This window comes from Actinoplanes lobatus (assembly GCF_014205215.1).
Lineage (GTDB): Bacteria > Actinomycetota > Actinomycetes > Mycobacteriales > Micromonosporaceae > Actinoplanes > Actinoplanes lobatus.
In genome coordinates this window covers 7,104,465-7,123,824 of the sequence record NZ_JACHNC010000001.1, presented here as the reverse complement: position 1 = coordinate 7,123,824, position 19,360 = coordinate 7,104,465, and the positions used below count along the sequence as shown (strand labels likewise).

14 protein-coding genes and 1 pseudogene are annotated in these 19,360 nt (G+C 69.3%); 7 read left to right on the top strand and 8 right to left on the bottom strand.

Going from position 1 to position 19,360, the window contains the following annotated elements; all coding sequences use genetic code 11:
* Nucleotides 1-84: 84 nt before the first annotated feature.
* Genes BJ964_RS32420 through BJ964_RS32410 form a run of 3 tightly spaced genes read left to right on the top strand, consistent with a single transcriptional unit; the run spans nucleotide 85 to nucleotide 4,994 of the window.
* Entirely contained in the window at nucleotides 85-1,968 is a 1,884-nt protein-coding gene (locus BJ964_RS32420) for a glycosyltransferase family 2 protein (protein WP_239163885.1), read from the top strand.
* On the top strand, nucleotides 1,965-3,914 hold the full coding sequence (glxA, locus tag BJ964_RS32415) for a radical copper oxidase GlxA (protein ID WP_188124222.1): 1,950 nt from the start codon (nucleotides 1,965-1,967) through the stop codon (nucleotides 3,912-3,914). The genes BJ964_RS32420 and glxA overlap by 4 nt, the downstream gene beginning before the upstream one ends.
* Before the next feature lie 3 nt (nucleotides 3,915-3,917).
* Nucleotides 3,918-4,994 (top strand): glycoside hydrolase family 6 protein, encoded by a 1,077-nt coding sequence (locus tag BJ964_RS32410; protein ID WP_188124221.1) that lies wholly within the window; start codon nucleotides 3,918-3,920, stop codon nucleotides 4,992-4,994.
* 222 nt (nucleotides 4,995-5,216) lie between these two features.
* Here BJ964_RS32410 and BJ964_RS32405 read toward each other — a convergent pair whose 3' ends face one another.
* From BJ964_RS32405 to BJ964_RS32395, 3 genes are all read right to left on the bottom strand, one after another.
* Nucleotides 5,217-6,368, bottom strand: coding sequence for an RNA-guided endonuclease InsQ/TnpB family protein (locus BJ964_RS32405; protein ID WP_223149649.1), 1,152 nt, complete (start codon nucleotides 6,366-6,368; stop codon nucleotides 5,217-5,219).
* A gap of 355 nt (nucleotides 6,369-6,723) precedes the next feature.
* On the bottom strand, nucleotides 6,724-8,850 hold the full coding sequence (locus BJ964_RS32400) for a M3 family metallopeptidase (protein WP_188124220.1): 2,127 nt from the start codon (nucleotides 8,848-8,850) through the stop codon (nucleotides 6,724-6,726).
* 227 nt (nucleotides 8,851-9,077) lie between these two features.
* A complete protein-coding gene (locus BJ964_RS32395) occupies nucleotides 9,078-10,286 on the bottom strand; it encodes an RNA-guided endonuclease InsQ/TnpB family protein (RefSeq protein WP_229807483.1) in 1,209 nt (402 codons plus the stop codon).
* Between BJ964_RS32395 and BJ964_RS48405 the strand changes: the two are divergent.
* Nucleotides 10,284-10,436: pseudogene (locus tag BJ964_RS48405) on the top strand (transposase); the annotation flags it as partial. The gene BJ964_RS32395 and the pseudogene BJ964_RS48405 sit on opposite strands and share 3 nt — an antisense overlap.
* A gap of 472 nt (nucleotides 10,437-10,908) precedes the next feature.
* Here BJ964_RS48405 and BJ964_RS32390 read toward each other — a convergent pair.
* Nucleotides 10,909-11,340, bottom strand: coding sequence for a hypothetical protein (locus BJ964_RS32390; protein ID WP_188124219.1), 432 nt, complete (start codon nucleotides 11,338-11,340; stop codon nucleotides 10,909-10,911).
* 146 nt (nucleotides 11,341-11,486) lie between these two features.
* Nucleotides 11,487-15,125 (bottom strand): nSTAND1 domain-containing NTPase, encoded by a 3,639-nt coding sequence (locus tag BJ964_RS32385; RefSeq protein WP_188124218.1) that lies wholly within the window; start codon nucleotides 15,123-15,125, stop codon nucleotides 11,487-11,489.
* A gap of 174 nt (nucleotides 15,126-15,299) precedes the next feature.
* On the opposite strand from BJ964_RS32385, the gene BJ964_RS49255 reads away from it, so the two are divergent.
* Together BJ964_RS49255 and BJ964_RS32375 are read left to right on the top strand one after the other, a co-directional pair.
* Complete coding sequence (locus BJ964_RS49255) at nucleotides 15,300-15,803, top strand: RICIN domain-containing protein (RefSeq protein WP_188124217.1); 504 nt, start codon at nucleotides 15,300-15,302, stop codon at nucleotides 15,801-15,803.
* A gap of 354 nt (nucleotides 15,804-16,157) precedes the next feature.
* A complete protein-coding gene (locus BJ964_RS32375) occupies nucleotides 16,158-17,378 on the top strand; it encodes an RNA-guided endonuclease InsQ/TnpB family protein (protein WP_223149646.1) in 1,221 nt (406 codons plus the stop codon).
* Nucleotides 17,379-17,474: 96 nt separating this feature from the next.
* On the opposite strand, the gene BJ964_RS32370 is transcribed toward BJ964_RS32375, so the two are convergent.
* Both BJ964_RS32370 and BJ964_RS32365 read right to left on the bottom strand, forming a co-directional pair.
* Nucleotides 17,475-17,630 carry a hypothetical protein gene (locus BJ964_RS32370; RefSeq protein ID WP_188124215.1) on the bottom strand — a complete coding sequence of 52 codons (156 nt, stop codon included), beginning with the start codon at nucleotides 17,628-17,630 and terminating at the stop codon, nucleotides 17,475-17,477.
* A 39-nt stretch (nucleotides 17,631-17,669) separates the two neighbouring features.
* Entirely contained in the window at nucleotides 17,670-18,239 is a 570-nt protein-coding gene (locus tag BJ964_RS32365) for an HD domain-containing protein (protein ID WP_188124214.1), read from the bottom strand.
* 103 nt (nucleotides 18,240-18,342) lie between these two features.
* Between BJ964_RS32365 and BJ964_RS32360 the strand changes: the two genes are divergently transcribed.
* On the top strand, nucleotides 18,343-18,756 hold the full coding sequence (locus BJ964_RS32360) for a hypothetical protein (protein ID WP_188124213.1): 414 nt from the start codon (nucleotides 18,343-18,345) through the stop codon (nucleotides 18,754-18,756).
* A gap of 408 nt (nucleotides 18,757-19,164) precedes the next feature.
* Here BJ964_RS32360 and BJ964_RS32355 read toward each other — a convergent pair whose 3' ends face one another.
* Nucleotides 19,165-19,359: a DUF397 domain-containing protein gene (locus tag BJ964_RS32355; RefSeq protein ID WP_188127300.1), complete on the bottom strand. Its 195-nt coding sequence runs from the start codon at nucleotides 19,357-19,359 to the stop codon at nucleotides 19,165-19,167.
* Between the last annotated feature and the right edge of the window lies 1 nt (nucleotide 19,360).

Sequence of the window (19,360 nt, the reverse complement as noted above, 5' to 3'; positions counted from 1 at the left end):
AGGACGGTCACCGGCATTACCGTCCCCATCACTTTCGGTAACATACCCCGCGAGGTGAGAGAACCGTCGATGAGTGTCACTGAAATGCCCCCGGGAAGGACCGAGCGCACCGCCGCGCCCGTACCGATGAACTCGACCGCGGGCGCGCCCGCCGGTCTGGACGACGATCGGACCGGCACATCGCTCCCCGACCCGGGCGACGACGCCACGATGGCCATCCCCGACGGCGGCTACAACTACGCCGGCTTCAGCGTCCTGGCCGGCCAGGCCCGGCACGCGCCGGCACGCGGGTACAAGGTCGAGATGCGGCCCCTGGCCCGCCGCCGGCCGATCTCCACGGTGCTGATCACGCTCTTCGCCTTCGCGTTCGAGAGCACCTTCTTCGCCTGGCTGCTCTCCTCGATCGAGGTTCCCGAGCGCACCCTGCACCCTGGGCTGTACGCGGCGACGATCTTCATGATCGTGGCGACCGCGCTGATCGAGCTGTTCCGGCTGGTCAACGTCGTCACGCTGTGCCTGGCAACCCTGTGGGCCCGCGACCCGGTCCCCGTGGTGCCGCAGGCCGACCTGCGGGTGGCGTTCCTGACCACCATCGTGCCGGGCAAGGAACCCGTGGAGATGGTCGAGCGCACCCTGCGCGCCGCCCTCCAGGTCCGCCACCCCGGCCGGTACGACGTGTGGCTGCTCGACGAGGGCGACGACGAACAGGTGCGCGAGATGTGCGCGCGCCTCGGCGTCAACCACTTCAGCCGCAAGGGCCGACCCGACTACAACACCCCCGCCGGCGCCTTCAAGGCCAAGACCAAACACGGCAACTACAACTCCTGGGTCGACACCAACGGCGACGACTACGACGTGTTCGTCTCCGTCGACCCGGACCACGTGCCGCTGCCGAACTTCTGCGAACGCCTCCTCGGCTATTTCCGCGACCCCGACGTCGCCTTCGTCGTCGGACCCCAGATCTACGGCAACTACGACAACGTCGTCACCCGCTGGGCCGAGTCACAGCAGTACCTCTTCCACTCCCTGCTGCAGCGCGCCGGCAACAGCCTCGGCGTCGCCATGCTCGTCGGCACCAACAACGCCGTACGCATCAGCGCCCTGCGCGGCATCGGCGGCCTACAGGACTCCATCACCGAGGACATGGCGACCAGCCTCGCGGTGCACAGTGCACGCAACCCGCAGACCGGCAAGCGTTGGCGCTCGGTCTACACCCCGGACGTGCTTGCCGTCGGCGAGGGCCCGTCCTCCTGGACCGACTACTTCAGCCAGCAGCACCGCTGGTCACGCGGCACCGACGAGGTCGTGGTCACCTCCTTCGCCAGGTTCATGTGGAGCCTCGGCTTCCGCCGCGGCCTGCACTACGCCCTGCTCACCTCCTACTACCCGCTCACCGCACTCGCCTGGCTGCTCGGCGCGGTGAACGCCGCCTGCTACCTGGTGCTGGGTGCGAAGGGTGTGCAGGTGCCGCAGGAGGTGTGGCTGATGCTCTACGTGGACGCCGCGCTCTTCCAGGTCGGCCTCTACGTCTGGAACCGGCGCCACAACGTCAGTCCGCACGAGGAGAGCGGCTCGTCCGGCCTGGCCGGCATGCTGGTGTCGACGCTCTCCACGCCGATCTACGTGTCGTCGTTCCTCGGTGCGCTGCTGCGCCGCAACAGCAAGTTCGTGGTGACGCCCAAGGGCGACTCGGCCAGCCCGGACCGGCTGCTCACCTTCCGGCAGAGCCTGCGCTGGGCGGCGTTCTTCGCCGCGCTGCTGGTCATCGCCCCGTTCGCCGGCCACGTGCACGGCGCGATGTGGCTGTGGCCCGCCCTCAACCTGGTCATCTGTCTCCTGCCACCGGCCATCTGGCTGGTACAGGACCGGCGTCACCGCCGCGTCCCGTACCGCCCCGCCGGATCCGACCGCACGGGCGCCGACGCCGGCGCCACCGGGCCCGCCCTCACCGTGGAGTCGTACGCATGAGCCCCCGCCCTCGCCCGACCGTGGCCCGCCGCCTGCTCAGTGGGTTCGTCACCCTCGTGGTCCTGACGGTCCTCGCCGTCGTCAACCGGCCCATGGTGGTCTTCGGCGCCGAGAAGCTGCACGAGTTCCAGATCAGCCGGCCGTCCTACACGCAGAAGCACGGATACTGGTCGCGCCTTCCGGTGCCGGCCGACTTCCGGGTCAACGCGATCCATGCCGCGCTGCTGCACACCGGCAAGGTCCTGATCATCGCCGGCAGCGGCAACGACCGGGAGAACTTCGAGGCCGGCACCTTCCGCACCGTGCTCTACGACCCCGCACTCGACAAGTTCACCGAGGTGCCAACCCCCACCGACGTGTTCTGCGCGGGACACACGTTCCTCGCCAACGGCAACCTGCTCGTCGCCGGCGGCACCAAGTCGTACGAGGTCCTCGAGAAGGACATCGCCAACGCCGCGGGCGTCATGAAGATCAAGAACGAGTCCGCCGTCGGCGGGCCGCGGTTCTTCCCCAAGGGCACCCGGCTGACCGGCAAGAACGGTTTCGCGTACCTGACCCGCGCCGACGTCACCGTTCCCGCCGCCGTCACCATGAAGCACGGCGACGAGGTGATGACGCACGCCGGCGAAGCTGAGGTGTGGGTCGACGCCGAGCTCGCCGGCGACACCGCCATCGTCCGCGGCCCCGCCCAGTACGCCCTGGCCGGCCTCACCGGCGACGACCGGCGCAACCTCTACGGCCTCGCCGACAAGATCACCCGGGAAAAGCAGGAGTACGGCGGCGACAACACGTCGTACGAGTTCGACCCGAACACCGAGCGCTACATACGCACCGGCAACATGGTGAAGCCCCGCTGGTATCCGACCCTCGCCGAGACCCCGAACGGCGACGTCCTGGCCGTCTCCGGCCTCGACGGGTTCGGCCGGATGCTGCCCGGCAACAACGAGCGCTACCTCGCCGGTCAGCGGCGCTGGGTCGACGCGCCCGAACTCACGCGGGTCTTCCCCACCTACCCCGGGCTGCACCTCATGCAGGACGGACGGCTCTTCTTCTCCGGCTCCAACTCCGGCTACGGCTCCGACACCGAGGGCCGCACCCCCGGGCTCTGGGACCTCACCAACAACCGCTTCCAGACCGTCCCCGGGCTGCCCGACTCCAGCATGACCGAAACCAGCTCCTCCGTCCTGCTCGCACCCGCACAGGACCAGAAAGTCATGATCTTCGGCGGCGGCGAGATCGGCGAATCACCCGTCTCCACCGCCCGCACCGCCATCGCCGACCTCGACGAACCCAAACCCACCTACGGACCCGGCCCCAACCTGCCCGAACCCGCCCGCTACCTCAGCACCGTGCTCCTGCCCGACGACACCGTCCTCACCACCGGCGGCTCCTCCGGCTACCGCGGCGGCGAATACCAGGGCAAGACCCGCAGCGACCTGCTCAACGCGCAGATCTACCACCCCGCCAGCAACAGCTTCGCCCGCGCCGCCGACTCCACCATCGGCCGCAACTACCACTCCGAGGCGATCCTGCTGCCCGACGGCCGGGTCATCACCATGGGCAGCGACCCGCTCTACGACCCCTCCGGCAAGAACCCCGGCACCTTCGAACAGCGGATCGAGGTCTACTCCCCGCCGTACCTGTTCAAGGGCGACCGGCCCACGGTGGCCGACGGGCCCGCCGCGGTCCAGCGGGGCACCACCGTCACGTTCACGACCGCCGACGCGGGCCGCATCCACGCCGCCCGGCTCATGCGGCCCAGCGCCGTCACCCACGTGACCGACGTCGACCAGCGCTCCGTCGCCCTTGACATCACCCCCGTGCCGGGTGGCCTGGCCCTGTCCGTCCCGAAGGCCAAGGGCCTGGTGCCCTCCGGCTGGTACCTGCTGTACCTGGTCGACGACCAGGGCGTGCCGTCCGTCGGCCGCTGGGTGCAGGTGCTCTGACCGATGGCGCGCCATGCCCTGGTGCGGCCACGCGGCCGCCGCCCACTGCTGGTGGCGGCCGCACTCTGCGCCGTGCTGCTGCTCGGCGCAGCCGCCTGGTTCGCCGCGAAGGGGGACGCGACGGACCGGGCGGGGACCGGCGGGGCGACACCGGATGCGAGGGGTTCCGATGCCGCCCCGACCGGTCGGCTCGCCGGCTGGCCGCTGTTCGTCGAGCGCACCGGGCCGGCCGTAGATCACCTGCGCGGCCTCGAGGCCGCCGGACGCACCGGCGAGGCCGCGGCGATCCGCCGGATCGCCGAGCAGCCGACGGCCACCTGGTTCGCCGACGAGGCATCCGGGTACGCCGACCGCGCCCGCCGCCTGGTCCGCGAGGCCGGCGCGGCCGGCCAGGTGCCGGTGCTCTCCGTGTACTACCTTCCCCAGCGCGACTGCTCGGGTCACTCCGCCGGCGGCGCGCGTGACGCCGCCGCGTACCGCCGGTGGGTCGGCGCCCTCGCGGCGGCGCTCGCCGGCCATCGGGCGATCGTCGTGCTCGAGCCGGACGCCGTCGCGCATGCCATCGACGGCTGCCTTCCCGCGGCCGCGGCGGCCGAGCGCTACCGACTGCTCGGCGCCGCCGTCGACGCGTTCCGTACCGTGCCGGGCGTGCGGGTCTACCTCGACGCCGGCAACCCGACCTGGGTCGATGCGGGCCGGATGGCGCCGGCCCTGCGGGCCGCGGGCATCGACCGGGCGCACGGCTTCGCGCTCAACGTAGCCAACTTCGAGAGCACGCCGGACAACATCGCGTACGGGACGGCACTGTCGGGGCTGCTCGGCGGCGCGCACTTCGTCGTCGACACCAGCCGCAACGGCAACGGGCCGGCGCAGATGGGCGCCGGCGACCGGCACTGGTGCAACCCGCCGGGCCGCGCCCTCGGTACGCCGCCGACGGTCGAGACCGGGCATCCGCTCGTCGACGCGTACCTGTGGATCAAGCGGCCGGGCGAGTCCGACGGCGCCTGCACCGCCGGCTCACCGCCGGCCGGCCGTTGGTTCCCGCGGTACGCGCTGGAACTGGCCGGTCACCCGGGCTGACAAGAGCGCATCTGACGGATCATCACGGTCACAGCGGTCGATCACCGGATCTGGAACGCCGCGACCGGCGCGCAGCAGGCCGCCCTACGCGGGCACATCGATCCGGTCAACGCCGTCACGATCGCGGCCTCCGTGCACCGGGTGGCGCGCTCCATGCCTTCGGTCAACTACCCGCCCATGAATGGGCGGGTTTGTGGATCTCTTCCCCCGCTGGCTGCGAGGTCAGGCCACGTGTGGGCGGCTGACTGCGCCCCAGCTCTCGGCACCGCGTTGGGCGATGTTGAGGGCCGCGTTGTGGTCGGCGTGGGCAACGACCCCGCACGACCGACAGGTGAAGGTTTCCTGGTTCGGCCGGTTGCGTTTGTCGCGGTACCCGCACCGATGACAGGTTTGCGAGGTGTACCGGGGGTCCACTTGGACCAGCGGCACACCGGCCCGGCAGGCCTTGTACGCCAGAAACGCGCCGAGCTGCCCGAATGACCATGAGGAGAGCGTGACCCGTTGGGGCTTTCTCAGCCGGACCCGGTCACGGATCCCCGTCAACTGTTCGACGGCGATAGCGCGGCCGGTGCGTGCAGCCTCGGTCACGATGGTCTTGGCGATCACATGGTTGATGTCCGCGGCGTGCCGCGCCTCCTTACGACGGCGGCGGTGCAGCAGCCGTTTCGCGGACTGGCTGTTCTTGGCCTGCAACCGCTGACGCAGCCGGGCCTGCCGGCGGCGATAGCCGTTGAGTTCGGCCCCGGCGTGCCGGGTGCCGTCGGAGTCGTAGGCGATGTTGACGATGCCCATATCAACACCGAGGAACCCGGCCGGCTCGATCAGCTGCGGCTCGGGCACCTCCACGCTGGCGTACAGGAACCACATGCCGTCGCGGTGCAGCAGATCGCATTCACCGACCGGTAGGGTCGCGACCGCTGTGAGCTGATCCGCCGAGCCGGTGAACGCCACGTTCTTGAGCCGCCCGCCGACCGTCCAGATCGACACGGTCCGGGCGTCGTGCTGCCAGGACAGCATCCGCGCGTCGTACGGCTGTGCCGCATCCCAGCGAAACACAACCGGGCCGGCCTCGACTCTGCGGCGGCGCCTGCTGCCGGGCTTGCCGTAGCGGCCGGCTGTGAGGTTGGCCTGCAACGTCGTGTACGCGTCGCAGACCTTCTTGATCACATGTTGCGCGGCCTGCGCACCCAACCCGCAATCCGCTTTGATGGCCTGATAGGAGTGTTTCCGCAGGTCATAGTTGCGGTAACAGCCGACGGCACGGGCGGTGGCGGCAACCTTCGAGGCGGCGGTGTTGCAGGCCCGCAGGGTAGCCTCCAACGCCGACGCCTGCACAGGCGTCGGCAGGAGCTTCACCTGCACCACCAGCTTCACGCCGATCAGTCTAGATACGACTATGTCACCCGAACAGACACTTCATCCCCGACGTTCGGGCACACAACGTCAGACCATCCACAACTGCATCAAGCCCGCCGCGAGCACCCGCGAACACCCGTGGCACCTCACCGACCATGCGGCGGCCAACCCCTCAGCATCGTCCGCGCACACCGCGAAACCAGAACCGTCCAGGTGGGTGACGGCGTTCCTCCCGGCCGTGAACGGCCGGGGTTCCCGCCTTATGGACTGCTGAACTGCTCGTCGTCGAAGACCCAGTGATCAGCAGACGATGGCATGAGAACACCGGACCGGCCTGGCGGTCCAGTGGTTCGCATGCCGGATCGAACCCGGGTCAGGCGAAGCCGCGCAACCGCATCAGGGCCTCGGTGTCCACGTCGCGGCCCCGGAAATTGCGGAATGCCTCGTCCGGTGCCACGGCGTTGCCGACCGCGAGGATGTCGTCGAGGAACGCCTTGGCGGTGGCAGGGTCCCAGACGCCCTTCTGTTCGAACAGCTCCCACACGTCGGCGGTCAGCGCATCGGCCCAGAGATAGACGTAGTAGCCGGCCGAATATCCGTCGCCTGAGAAGATGTGCCCAAAATGGGTCGGGCGGTGACGCATGACGATCTCCCTCGGCAGACCGATCTCGGCCATGCAGGTCTTCTCGAAGGCTCCGGGGTCGATCGTGCCGTCCGGCGTCGCGGCCAGGTGGATCTTCATGTCGTAGATCGCCGAGGCAAGGAATTCGACAGTACCGAAGCCCTGGTTGAACTTCAGCGACTTCTGGATCTTGGTGAGCAGCTCGGCGGGCATCGGCTCGCCGGTGTCGACGTGCAGGGCGAACCGCTCGAGCACCTCCGGGGTCGGGAGCCAGTGCTCGTTGATCTGGCTGGGAAACTCGACGAAGTCGCGCTTGACCGAGGTGCCGGCCAGGCGCGGATAGATGACGTTCGAGCTGAGGCCGTGCAGTGCGTGGCCGAACTCGTGGAACATGGTGACGGCGTCGTCCCAGGAGATGAGGACTGGGCCGGAGCCTGACTTCACGAAGTTCGAGTTGTTGGAGACAATCGGGGTGATGCCAGTCTTGAAATGCTCCTGGGTGCGGTACTCGTTCATCCACGCACCGGAGCTCTTGCCGGCGCGGGTGTAGGGGTCGAAATACCACAGGCCGACGCGCTCGCCGCCGCGCGTCACCTCGTAGACCGACATGTCCTCGTGGTAGACGGGCAGACCGTCGAGTCTGGCGAATCGCAGGCCGTAGAGGCGTTCGGCGGCCCAGAACATACCGTCACGGATCTTGTCGAGCTGGAGATAGTGCTTCACCTCGTTCTGGTCGAGGTCGTACTTCGCCTTACGTACCTTCTCCGAATAGAACCGGTGGTCCCAGGCCTCGATCGTGATGCCGGCGCCCTCCTCGTCGGCGATCGCCTGCATGTCGGCGATCTCCTCCTGGGCGCGCCGCAGGGCCGGGCCCCACAGCTTCATCATCAGGTCCATGGCGGCCTGCGGCGTCTTCGCCATGTTGTCCTCGACGACCCAGTGGGCGTGTGTCGTGAAGCCGAGCAGACCGGCCCGCCGGGCCCGGAGCTGAAGGATCTCGCTGATCACGGCCTTGTTGTCGGTGGCCGTGCCGTTGTCACCGCGCATGATCCACATGCGCCAGCCCTTCTCCCGCAGGTCGCGCCGGGCGGAGTAGGTCAGGAACGGCTCCATCGAGGAACGCGTGTTGGTGAAGACCCATTTGCCCTTGACCCCGTGCGCCTCGGCGGCCGCTGCGGCAGCCCCACGCAGCGAATCGGGAAGGCCCTCGAGATCCGCCTCGGTCTCGATGGTGAGCCGGTAACTCTCCTCGTCGGCCAGCTCGTTCTGGCTGAACCTGGTGTAGAGCGAGGCAAGCTTCTGATTGAGGTCCTTCAGCGCGGCCTGGTCGGCGTCGTCGAGTGCCGCGCCCTGCCGGGTGAAATCCTGGTAGTAGCTCTCGACGAGACGCTTCTGCTCCGGCGACAGGCCAGCGGTGGCCAGGCCGTCATGGACCGCCTTGATCCGGGCGAAAAGCTGGGCGTTCTGAATGATGTCGTCGCCGAAGGCCGACAGGACGGGCGACATCTCGGTCTGCAGATCCTGCATCGCCTTGTCGTTCATCGCCGAGGTGAAAACGCTGAAAAGACGTTGAGCGCGGTCGAGGGCACGGCCGCTGTCTTCGAGCGCGGCGATGGTGTTGGCGAAGGTCGGCCCTTCGGCGGCGCCGGCGATCCTCGCGATCTCGGCTCTATTGAGCTCCATGCCCTTCTCTAGCGCCGCTTTGATCGAGGTCGGGTTCACCTGCTCGAAGGGCGGGTAGCCGCCATGTTCTCCAGTCCACACCTCGATCAGCTTATCCTCCTGGCCGCTCCCGGTCGCGAGCGCGAAGCCGGAGAATCTGAGCGAGCCGAGTGCGGCCGCGAGGGCGGCGGACTGCAGAAAGACGCGGCGTCGCATGGGAGTCCTCCGACATCGGTTCGGACACGGCCCCATGCCGCCCCAGAGCATTTATGGCATGCCTCCACCGATGAGGAGACGATTCACATAACACACGCGGAACTAGTCATCCTCTGAGTGAATCAGGAGCAGGGCCGCTCGAAATCCAGGCCGGGTGCGTACGCCGCCCGTTCCGTCGCCGTGAGACCACTGGTCTGCTCGCAGGCCACGGCAAATGGGCACGCGCATTAACGATCCCCACGGATGAATCCGGGGGATTTCCCTCCGGGGCCAGGCCCTGGATTCCCAGCTCGGACCGCACCTGATCCACGCTCCCGGAAGGAGGCGATCAGATGTCTGACGTCGTCGGCACTGGCACGGTCGCGTTCAGCCGTGGCGAGGATCGTCCTCGCGGCGTTAAGGTCGCGGTCTGCGGTGTAGCCGCAGGCCGTGCACTCGAAGACTCGTACGCCCAGTCCGAGGCGGTGATTGGCTCTCTCGCCGCACCCGGAGCAGGTCATCGTGGTGTAGGCGGGCGGCACCAGCACCACCTTCCGGCCCGCCCGCATGCCACGCTCGACAAGTTCTCGCTTCGCCGCGCCGATCGCCGCGTCAGCGGCCTTACGGGCCATCCGCGACTTCGCAAGGAACTTCGGCTTGAAGTCCTCCACGGCGATCAAACTGTGATGCGCGGTGACGTTCTTCGCCCAGACCCGGGCGTCGTGGGTGTTCTGCCGGGCGGCCTTCTTCGCTACCCGGGCGGCCTGCTTCCTGGCCTGCTGGTAGCCCTTCGACTGCGGCCGGCCCTTCGGCCGGCGGCGGCGGGCCATCCTTCGCTGCGCTTTCGCCAGTTCAGCCGCGCACCGTCGGCGATGCCCGAGGTGCGGCAGATCGAACGCCGGATCGGTCGTGTTGGCGGTCGCCTTCACACCCCAGTCGACACCGATGCCGGGCAGGTCCGCCCCAGGTGTTCCGACCGTGTCCCGACGGACCACGAACGAGGCGTACCAATGCCCGAGACTGTCACGGTAGACCCGCACGCTGGACGGGTCGGACGGCAGTTCCCGGGACCAGACGACCGGGATCGTAACCCTACCCGGCAGGCGAAGTCGGCCATCCTTGATCGAGAAGCCCCGAGTCGTGTACTCCAAGCTCGGCAGCGCGTCTTTGAGCCGCTTGGCCCTCGGACGGCCCCGGCCTTTCACCGTGAACGAATGGTCCAGGGCGGTGCCGTAGGTGCGCAGCGTCTGCTGCTGGGCGACCTGCGACCCGGCGCGCAGCCAGGCGTTGCGGCTGCGAGCCTCGGTCAGCAGCTTGGACAGTTTGCCGAACGTCGCCTTACGGCCGGTTCTCTGCTGGTGGACGGCTTCGTTCCACAGCCACCGACAGCGGCCCCACTCGTCGAGAAGTGCGGCCTGCGCGATGCGGCCGGGCCGCAGGCGGTAGCTGTAACGCACCGTCTCGTCCACATCAGACAGCGTACCAAGGGCCGATCGTCCCGGCTGATTCGACAGCAGTTCCCGCAGCTCGAGTCCCGGATGCCGACCCTGTTGACCACTTCGTACTTCGTCGCCACGACCGGCGCAGCCACCCTGGAAGCGGTCAAAAGTATGTCGAGAACCAACGCAACGTCTGACCAGACGCCCATTCGCCTTGACGGCGAATGGGCTACCCCTGACCTGCTCCGCAGGGGTTCCGTTTCCTCCCCACGGCTAAAGCCGGGGGTTTCCACGGAAGGTATTCGATGACGGCAACTGGCGCCGCCGACGGCGAACCGAAGGGAGGAGGGCCTTACCCACGGAACTTGGACACAGGGTTCATGCCCGCGCCCGTCGGTAACCACCGGGCCGTCCCCACAAGCCCGCCAGCGGCACCGGCATCCTTCGCCCGCGGGGAGGCCGCCCCTATCCGCTTGCGCGGGTCGCCCGTTCTGGCGGCGCCCGCATGCTGGTGTGCGCGGCCCTCCCCATGCACAGCGTCAAGAGCTACGGCCATGCCGTAGTAGTCCTCCTCGAAGAGGCGCCTCGCCCACCTTCGTGGGCGAGGCGCCCGAACAGCGACCGGCGCGTCACGCCACCGTCACACCAGGAAGCTGGTCTGGTACGAGCCCTGATAGAAGACGTCGACGCCTCCCCGGGCCGCGCTCGTGCCAGAGGGGCATGAAGAGTACGAGCCTCGGCGGTCGCCGGCCCAGCGGGTGGGGCCGTTATTGATGTACCCGGGGTTGTTCCCGCATCTGACCGTGCCCTGGTATGTCCAGTCCGGACCGTTCCCGTCGCACCAGCCGCCGGCGTACGTGCTGTAGCGGGAAACGTAACAGCTGCCGAGCCAGCCCGCGAGGGCGTGCTGTGCCGTGCCAGCGTGCACCGTCCGCGTCGCGTCAGCCCTCGGCGTTTCGGCCGTCGCCGCCTGGGCTCGTGCTGCGCCCTCGGTCGGTGCGGCAGCCGCCGGTTGTGCCCCCAGCAGCATGACGGCCAGCCCGGCCACGCCGATGATCTTGAGTGTGTTCATGGTTCTCCCGTTTCCGAGTGATAGACCGTACGGCTTACGGGGTATGTGTCTAGCGGCGCGGAGGTTGTCTGGCCCCTGCTCGGAGCGGTCAGACAAACAACTCCGGACAACTGCCCACTCGGGAACGCCCGGGACGCGACACCGGTCTATCCGGGTTCGCGAAGGTACTTCGCGCTCTCCCGCGCGGTGAAGTCCCGGGTCACGCGCTGTCCAGCGAGCGCGACCACTTCACCGACCGGGCCGCAGACCTCGCACGGCGTGATCCGGACCGTCGTGCCGTACAGGGTGATGATGCTGCGGCCGTCGGCGCTGAATTCGAGTTGGCGGGCTTCGGCGGGGTGGTCGAAGGTCACGGGTTCGCCGCTGCCGTCGGTGTGCCACAGGCGTACGACGTTGTCGGTGCCGATGGCGGCGATCAGCCTGCCGTCGGGGCTGAAGCTCATCGCCACGGTCCTGCCGACGGTGCCGGTGAGCACGACCGGGTCGTGGTCCTGGGCGACGGGCCAGATCCGGATCGCGCCGTCGTCGCCGGCGACGGCGATCCGGTCGCCCTCGGCGGAGAACCGCACCTGGTCCGCGCGTCCGTTCTGGCCTTTCAAGGTCCGGACCAGCCCGCCGGTGGCCGGTTCCCACAGCACCACGCTGTTCGCCATCGCGATCGCGATGAGGTCCCGGCTGACGGCGATCGGGCCGTGGCCGTCGATGCGGACGGCGGCATGCCCGTCGCCGGCAGACCACAGGATCTCGTCGTTGCCACAGTCGACGGCGAGTTCTCGTCCGTTGTCGCTCAAGGCGACGGCGTTGACGGTGACCTCGCCCGGCCGGCGCGTGCATTCGACAACCGTGGGTTCGCCGGTGACGTCTCTCCACCAGTGGATCTGCTCGCTGTCGAGGTTGGCGGACGCGACGCTGCGCCCGTCCGCGCTGACGGCGGAGAACAGCCGGCCCGCTGGGACGTTGCGCAACTCGGTGGCGTCGCCGGGCGTACGGGTGGGAAAGACCGAGATCGTGCCCGCCACCGTGAAGGCGCCGTCACGGCTGAGCGCTGCCGGGCCGCCGGCCGATGCGGGAAGGGCGATCAGTGCGGGGTCGGCGGCCCCGGAGGTGTCCCAGACGCGCACGGTGGTGTCGTCGCTGCCGGACAGCAGCCGGCGACCGTCCGCGCTGAACGCCACCTGCCGTACAGGCCCGCGATGCCCGCGCATCGCCAGCCCGTCCGATGTGTCGCCGTCACCCCAGATCCGCACGGTACGTTCGCTGGTGCCCGCGGCGACACGACGCCCATCGGGGCTGAACGCCACACTGAGGTAGGAGTGCTCGGGCCCGCGATGGATCTCCGGTTCGCCGCGCCCGTCCGCCGGCCAGACCGTGACTTGCTCCGTTCCGGCGACCGCGATCCGGTTGCCGTCGCGGCTGACGGCGACCGCAACAGGATGGGCGCCCGCCGGCTGGCGAAGCACGGCAGGTGCATCCGTGCCGTCGACGTCCCACACGCGGACGGTGCCGTCGAATGAGGCGACGGCCAGTCGCCCACCCGGCCCGAAGGCGAGATCGGTGTCCTGGCCGCTGGAACGAAAGCGCCGCCCCGGCCCGTCCCGTGTGGTGTTCCACAGGTAGACGTGAGAGTTCGCGCTGATCGCGGCGACCCAGCGGCCGTCCGGGCTGTAGGCGACCTCACTGACTCCGGCGGGTATGAACGGCCGCAGCAGACGTGGGGGACCCGGGTCCCGCGGCCGCCACAGCACCACGCGGCCCACCGGAAGTCCCGGGTCCGAGCTCGCGATCGCCAGCCGCCCGTCGGGGCCGAGATCGACGGCGCCGCCGGACGTGGGGGCGGTGACCGGCGGCGCTGGGCTGTCCAGATCCCACACCTTGACCACGCCGTCGAGGTCCACGTCGGCCACGGTGGAGCCGCTGACGGCGAGCGAGGACACCTCCGCCCGGTGCGCGTCCATCGTGCGGATCGAGCGCGCGTCGGCGGTGGCCTGCCGCAGCACCGACTCGGTCTCGGGATCCGGATGAACCTGGTAGGCCCGTCGCGCCAGCAGCAGCGCCAGCTCCGGATCGGTCATCCGTTCGGCCCGGGCACCCGCCGCCAGTTGTCCGGCGACGGCCCGGATCCGCTGGGCCTCGGCACGCCGGGCGGACACCACCGCGACTACCGCGGCCGTCGACACCAGCGCGAGGACCGCGACGAGACCGAAGACCAGAATTCGGGTACGCCTACGCCGTACCCGTTGCTCGCGGTCGTGAAGTGCGCGGCCCGCCTCCAGGAAGTCTCGTTCCGGGCCGGTCAGGTCGATGACCCGCAGGTCCGCCGCCTCAGCCGCGGCCGACAGTCGTGGGCCACGGTACAGCGCGCCCTCGTCGCGGCCGAGCGACTCCCATGCGGCGGCTGCCTCGGTGAGCAGGCGGTGCAGCCGCAGCCCGGCGCGGCTCTCCTCGACCCAGCCGTGCAGTCGCGGCCAGGCTTGGATCAGGGCCTCGTGCGCGATCTCCACGGTGTCGCGGTCCGCGCTGACGAGCCGTGCGGCCGTGAACGTGTCGATCACCGCGGGCGCCCCCACGATCGTGTCCAGTTCGGCGCGACCCAGCCGCCGGCGGGTGACCAGCCCGTCCGGTCCGACGTCGACCATCCGCAGCAGGGTCTGCCGGGCTGCGTGCCGTTCGGGGCCGGACAGCGCCTCGTACGCCTGCTCGGCCGTGTGAGCGACCGACCCGGCCACGCCACCGGCGGCCTGGTAGCCGGCGAGGGTGACGATCGCGCCTTGACGCCGGCGCCAGGCCTCGCGCAGCGCGTGCGCGGCCAGCGGCAGCGCGCCCGGTGAGCCGCTGACCTCGGCCACGATGGTGGCCACCAGCGCGCCCTCCACCCGGGCGCCGCAGCGTTCGGCGGGCCGGGTCACCGCCTCCCGCAGCTCGGCCGGGCTCATCCCGCCGATCAGGACCTGCGCGTCGCTGAGCACGGCCAGCAGCTGCGGGTACTCCGCGAACCGGGCGTAGTGGTCGGCGCGCACCACCAGCACCACCCGGGCCCGGCCGCCCGGTTCCCGGCACGTCGCCAGCAGCGCGGCCACGAAATCCGCCCGCTCCCCCGCGTCGACCCCGCCGGCGAAGACCTCCTCGAATTGATCCACCACGATCAGAAGATCAATTTCCGGGGGTACGCCGGACAGGCTCTGCCGTACGAGGAGGCCGGCACGCGCCGGATCCTCGCGCAGCTCGTCCAGCAGCCCACCGGCGGGCACACCTGCGACCCGTGCCAGGTGCACCGCCAGTTCCGCCATCGGATGCGCGCCCGGTGTCAGCACCAGCGCGGGCCCTTCGACGGCGGGGACCAGTCCCGCGCGCACGACCGACGACTTGCCGGCGCCCGACGGGCCGAACACGGTCAGGAATCGCCGTTGCCCGAGCCGCCGCACCAGGTCGGCCACCATGGCGGCGCGCCCGAAGAAGAGTTCCGCGTCGCCGGCCTGGAAGGTCACGAGCCCGGGGTACGGCACGGGAGCGTTCCCGTTCGCCTGATCCCCGGGCGGCGTCGTGCCGAGGCGTTCCGCCTGCCGCCAGCGCCGCTCCCATTCGACCGGGTCGCCATCGCACGCGGCGACGTAGGCGAGGGTCACCTCCAGGGTCGGCAGCCTGCGGCCCGACGCGGCCGCGGACAACGTCGCGACCGAGTAGTTGACCCGTGCGGCCATCTGCCGATAGCCCGGCCGGCCCGCCCTGTCCCGCAGTTTCCGCAGCTCAGCAGCGAGATCGGCGGCCGGGCCGGCAAGGTCGTCCAAGGGTCGCTCCGGCCTCGGCATCTCCCCCGGCCTCCCTCCGCACCACCGCCACATCCATCGTCAATTGTCTCTGCGTTGTCCAGGGTTGTTTGTCTTGCCGGTTCGAGCGGGAGCCAGACAACGGCCGCGCCACTAGACAGGGGGCCAGTCAGCCGATGAAAGGGGAACAGAACAGTGATCGACACAGAGGTGCCGCGCCGGCGGGCCGCCGCCGGGATCACGCTGGTGATCATGGCGCTGATCGGGGCGCTGGCAGGCATGGCGTCCCCGGCGAACGCCGCGTACAACCCCATGTACCTCCAGAGCGCCTACAACGACTACTACTGCACCGACTACAACCCGTCCGGCGGCGTCCCGGTCCTGGGTGAGTGCGACTACAGCCACGAGTGGCTGTTCGTGCCCGCCAACCCGAGCCTGAACAGCTACTACCTGGTCGCCAGGTACGGGTCGGACAACATGTGCCTGGAACAGCCCGACCGCAATTCCGATCACCTGGTCGTGAGCCTGTGCCGCGGCGCGACGAGTCAGCGGTGGCAGATCGTCTACATCGGTCCCGGCAACGCCTATCGCAGCTACAACGGCACCGGGCCCTGCCTGGACGCGCCGTTCGGCGGGTCGAACATCATCGCGGCACGGACCTGCCACTACCGGACCAACCAGCAGTGGTACAACTTCTGACCGCTGCTCCGCCGATCTGACCCCATGCCCGCCCGGTTGATGCCGGGCGGGCATGCCGCCCCCTCAGCTGGCTGCCGTCCCGCCAGATGCTCGGCCAGCGAAAGATCAACAGCCGAGCGTACGGCCTGGGCCAGCCACGGCCCGACGAGGAAACCCATGACCGTCTCATCGAAAATCTTCCGTGGAAACCCCCGGCTTTAGCCGTGGGGAGGAAACGGGACTCCTGCGGAGCAGGTCAGGGATAGCCGATCCGCCGTCAAGGCGGATAGGCGTCTGGTCAGACATTGCGCTGGTTCTCCACATACCTCTTCACGGTCTCCAGGGTCGTTGGGCTGCGCGGGTATGGTGTCCGATGTGGATGAGACGGTGCGTTACACCTACCGCCTGCGGCCCGGCCGCATCGCGGAGGCCGCACTTCTCGGCGAGTGGGGTCGCTGCCGGTGGCTGTGGAACGAAGCCGTCCACCAGCAGAGGACCCGCCGCAAGCCGACGTTCGGCAAACTGTCCAAGCTGCTGACCGAGGCTCGGAGCCGTAACGCCTGGCTGCAGGCCGGGTCGCAGGTCGCCCAGCAGCAGACGCTGCGCACCTACGGGGCGGCCCTGAACCATTGGTTCACGGTGAAGGGGCGGGGCCGTCCGAAGGTCAAGCGGCTCAAGGACGCGTTGCCGAGTTTGGAGTACACGACTCGGGGCTTCTCGATCCAGGGCGGTCGGCTTCGCCTGCCGGGTAGGGTCACGATCCCGGTCGTGTGGTCCCGGGAGCTGCCGTGCGACCCGTCCAGCGTGCGGGTCTACCGCGACGGCCTCGGGCATTGGTACGCCTCGTTCGTAATCCGTCGGGACACGATCGACACACCCGGGGCGGACCTGCCCGGTATCGGCGTCGACTGGGGCGTAACCACGACCGCCACCACCACCAACCCCCGGTTCGACCTGCCGCACCTCGGCCACCGCAAACGGTGCGCGGCTGAACTGGCCAGAGCACAGCGCAGGATGGCCCGCCGCCGCCGGCCGAAGGGCCAGCCGCCGTCGAAGGGCTACCAGACCGCGAAACGGCAAGCCGCCCGGATCGCGAAGAGGGCGGCCCGGCAGAACACCTACGACGCCCGTGTCTGGGCGAAGAACGTCACCGAGCATCACAGCCTGATCGCTGTGGAGGACTTCAAGCCGAAGTTCCTCGCCAAGTCGCGGATGGCCCGTAAGGCCGCTGACGCCGCGATCGGCGCGTGCAAGCGAGAACTTGTCGAGCGTGGCATGCGGGCGGGCCGGAAGGTGGTGCTGGTGCCGCCCGCCTACACCACGATGACCTGCTCCGCGTGCGGCGAGAGAGCCAATCACCGCCTCGGACTGGGCGTACGCATCTTCGAGTGCACAGCCTGCGGTTACACCGCAGACCGTGACCTCAACGCCGCGAGGACGATCCTCGCCACGGCTGAACGCGACCGTGCCAGTGCCGACGACGTCAGACATCTGATCGCCTCCTTCCGGGATGGTGGATCAGGTGCGGTCCGAGCTGGGAATCCAGGGCCTGGCCCCGGAGGGAAATCCCCCGGATTCATCCGTGGAGATCGTTAAAAGGACCGTTCGCCATGCCCTGCAACCTAATTGGCGCCGCGGATCGTGCCGGTCAGCCCGGCCTCAGGCAGTGCGTAAACCGGAGGCCGGGTGCCGTCAACTCCGGGATGGGACCGTGCGGCCGTTCCACAGGCGGCGGTTGGCGAGGCTCGGCACCTCCGAGCGGATCCGGTCAAGGCGGTCCAGGTCCGCGACGGTGACCCCCACCAGTTGTTCGTCGCGGGCGGGCAGGGTGCCGATGGCGACCAGCACGCTGCACAGGTGCTCGACGGACTCGCCGGGCCGGGCCGCTCAGATGACGGCGTGGCCGTACTCGGCGGCGAGCGCATCCAGGTCGGGCTCGCCGAAGCGGTCGACGAGGGACGTGAACCGTTCGACCTTGTCCGCGCCGAACCGGCTGACGTTCACCGCGAACGTGGCGGCGCTGACGAACCGGGGCGGGATGCTCTTGCTGTGGAATTTGTCCGCGTACATGACGAGTTCCTCCTCGCCGGTCTCGGCGAGATAGTCGCCGGCCGGCAGTGGAAGCCGCTGCCGCGACACGTCGTCGCGGGTGATACCCACCCCCGTGTGGTGAGCGCAGAACCGGCGCAGTGTCTCCGGTAGACCGGCGCCGGCTAGCAGTTCGTAGCCGAGCAGCCCGTGCCGTATGTAGTGGTCGTCCGGCTTCAGCCGGTACACGCCGATGTCGTGCAGCAGGCACCCGGCCCGGACGAGCGCCATGTCGAGACCGTCGCCGCCGATCTGCTCGGCGATCCGGCAGACGATCTCGCTGTGCGTCCATACTCGTTCGAACGCTTCCCGGGTGGGGGCGTGGCGCTCGTGCAGCGCCCTGATCTCATCATCGCCGGGAATGCGCATCGAGCCTCCTCGCTCGGGGAACCGGACCGGGTCGAGGCTGTGTTCGCCCCTCGGGGCCTGCTCTCCATCCGAAACATCACCGGCGGCGCCGATGAGGTAGATCATGCTGGAGTCGGCGGACCGGCCGGACACCGCCGGTCTGGTCCTGGCCGCCGGCCGATGTACGCCACTGCTGCGCCTGGTCAAGGCCGTGGTGGGGTCGCTGGAAGGCGTCCTGGTCGTGGTGGACGCGTTGCATGCCCAGGTCGGGCACGCCGCGGATGGCGCTCATCTGATGGTCGCGGTCAAGGCCAACCAGCGGACACTGTTCGACCAGGTCAAGGGCCTTCCCTGGAGCAGGATCCCGATCGGGGCGCAGACCCGCGAGCCCGGTCACGGCCGTAAGGAGACCCGCCCGGTCAAGCGCTCACCGTTGCAACCCCGGGCGGGCTGGGATTCCCCCACGCGCAACAGGCCGTCCGGATCACCCGCACCCGCACGATCAAGGGCAAGACCAGCCGCGAAACGGCATACCTGATGACCTCGCTGCCCGCCGGCCAGGCCCGGCCCGTCGACCTGGGCACGTGGGCACGGGCGGAATGGCACATCGATACCACCACGTCAACGGCGCCACCAACATCGCCGAAGCCACCCGAGAGGCCAGCCACCGCCCCCACGACCTCATCACCGCCGTGACTACCAGAAAACCGGCCGTGACCAGGGCCGAAATCACTACGCAATAGCCCTGGATCACTTCCACACTTCGTCACACACGAAGCGGGACGGGAGCCTCTCCGGCGTTCCGCCCCGCGCGGGTGCTCCTGATCGTTGCTGGAGAGCGGAAGGGCGTTCGGGTCACCGCCGACGGATGGATCTCGACGGCGGCTTGCAGCCGGTACCAAAAAGCCCGACCGCCGTGGGCCGGGCTCCTGGTGCTGGCTACTGCTCAGAGGTCGAACTCGCCATCCTTGACGCCAGCAACGAACGCGGCCCACCCCTCGCGGCTAAAGGTCAGGGTTCCTCCGTCACGGTTCTTGGTGTCTCGCACCGCAACGACATCCGGGAGGTTGTCGGCAACTTCGACGCAGTCACCACCGTTGCTGCCGCTGCGGCTGCTCTTGTGCCACGTGGCACCCGTCAAG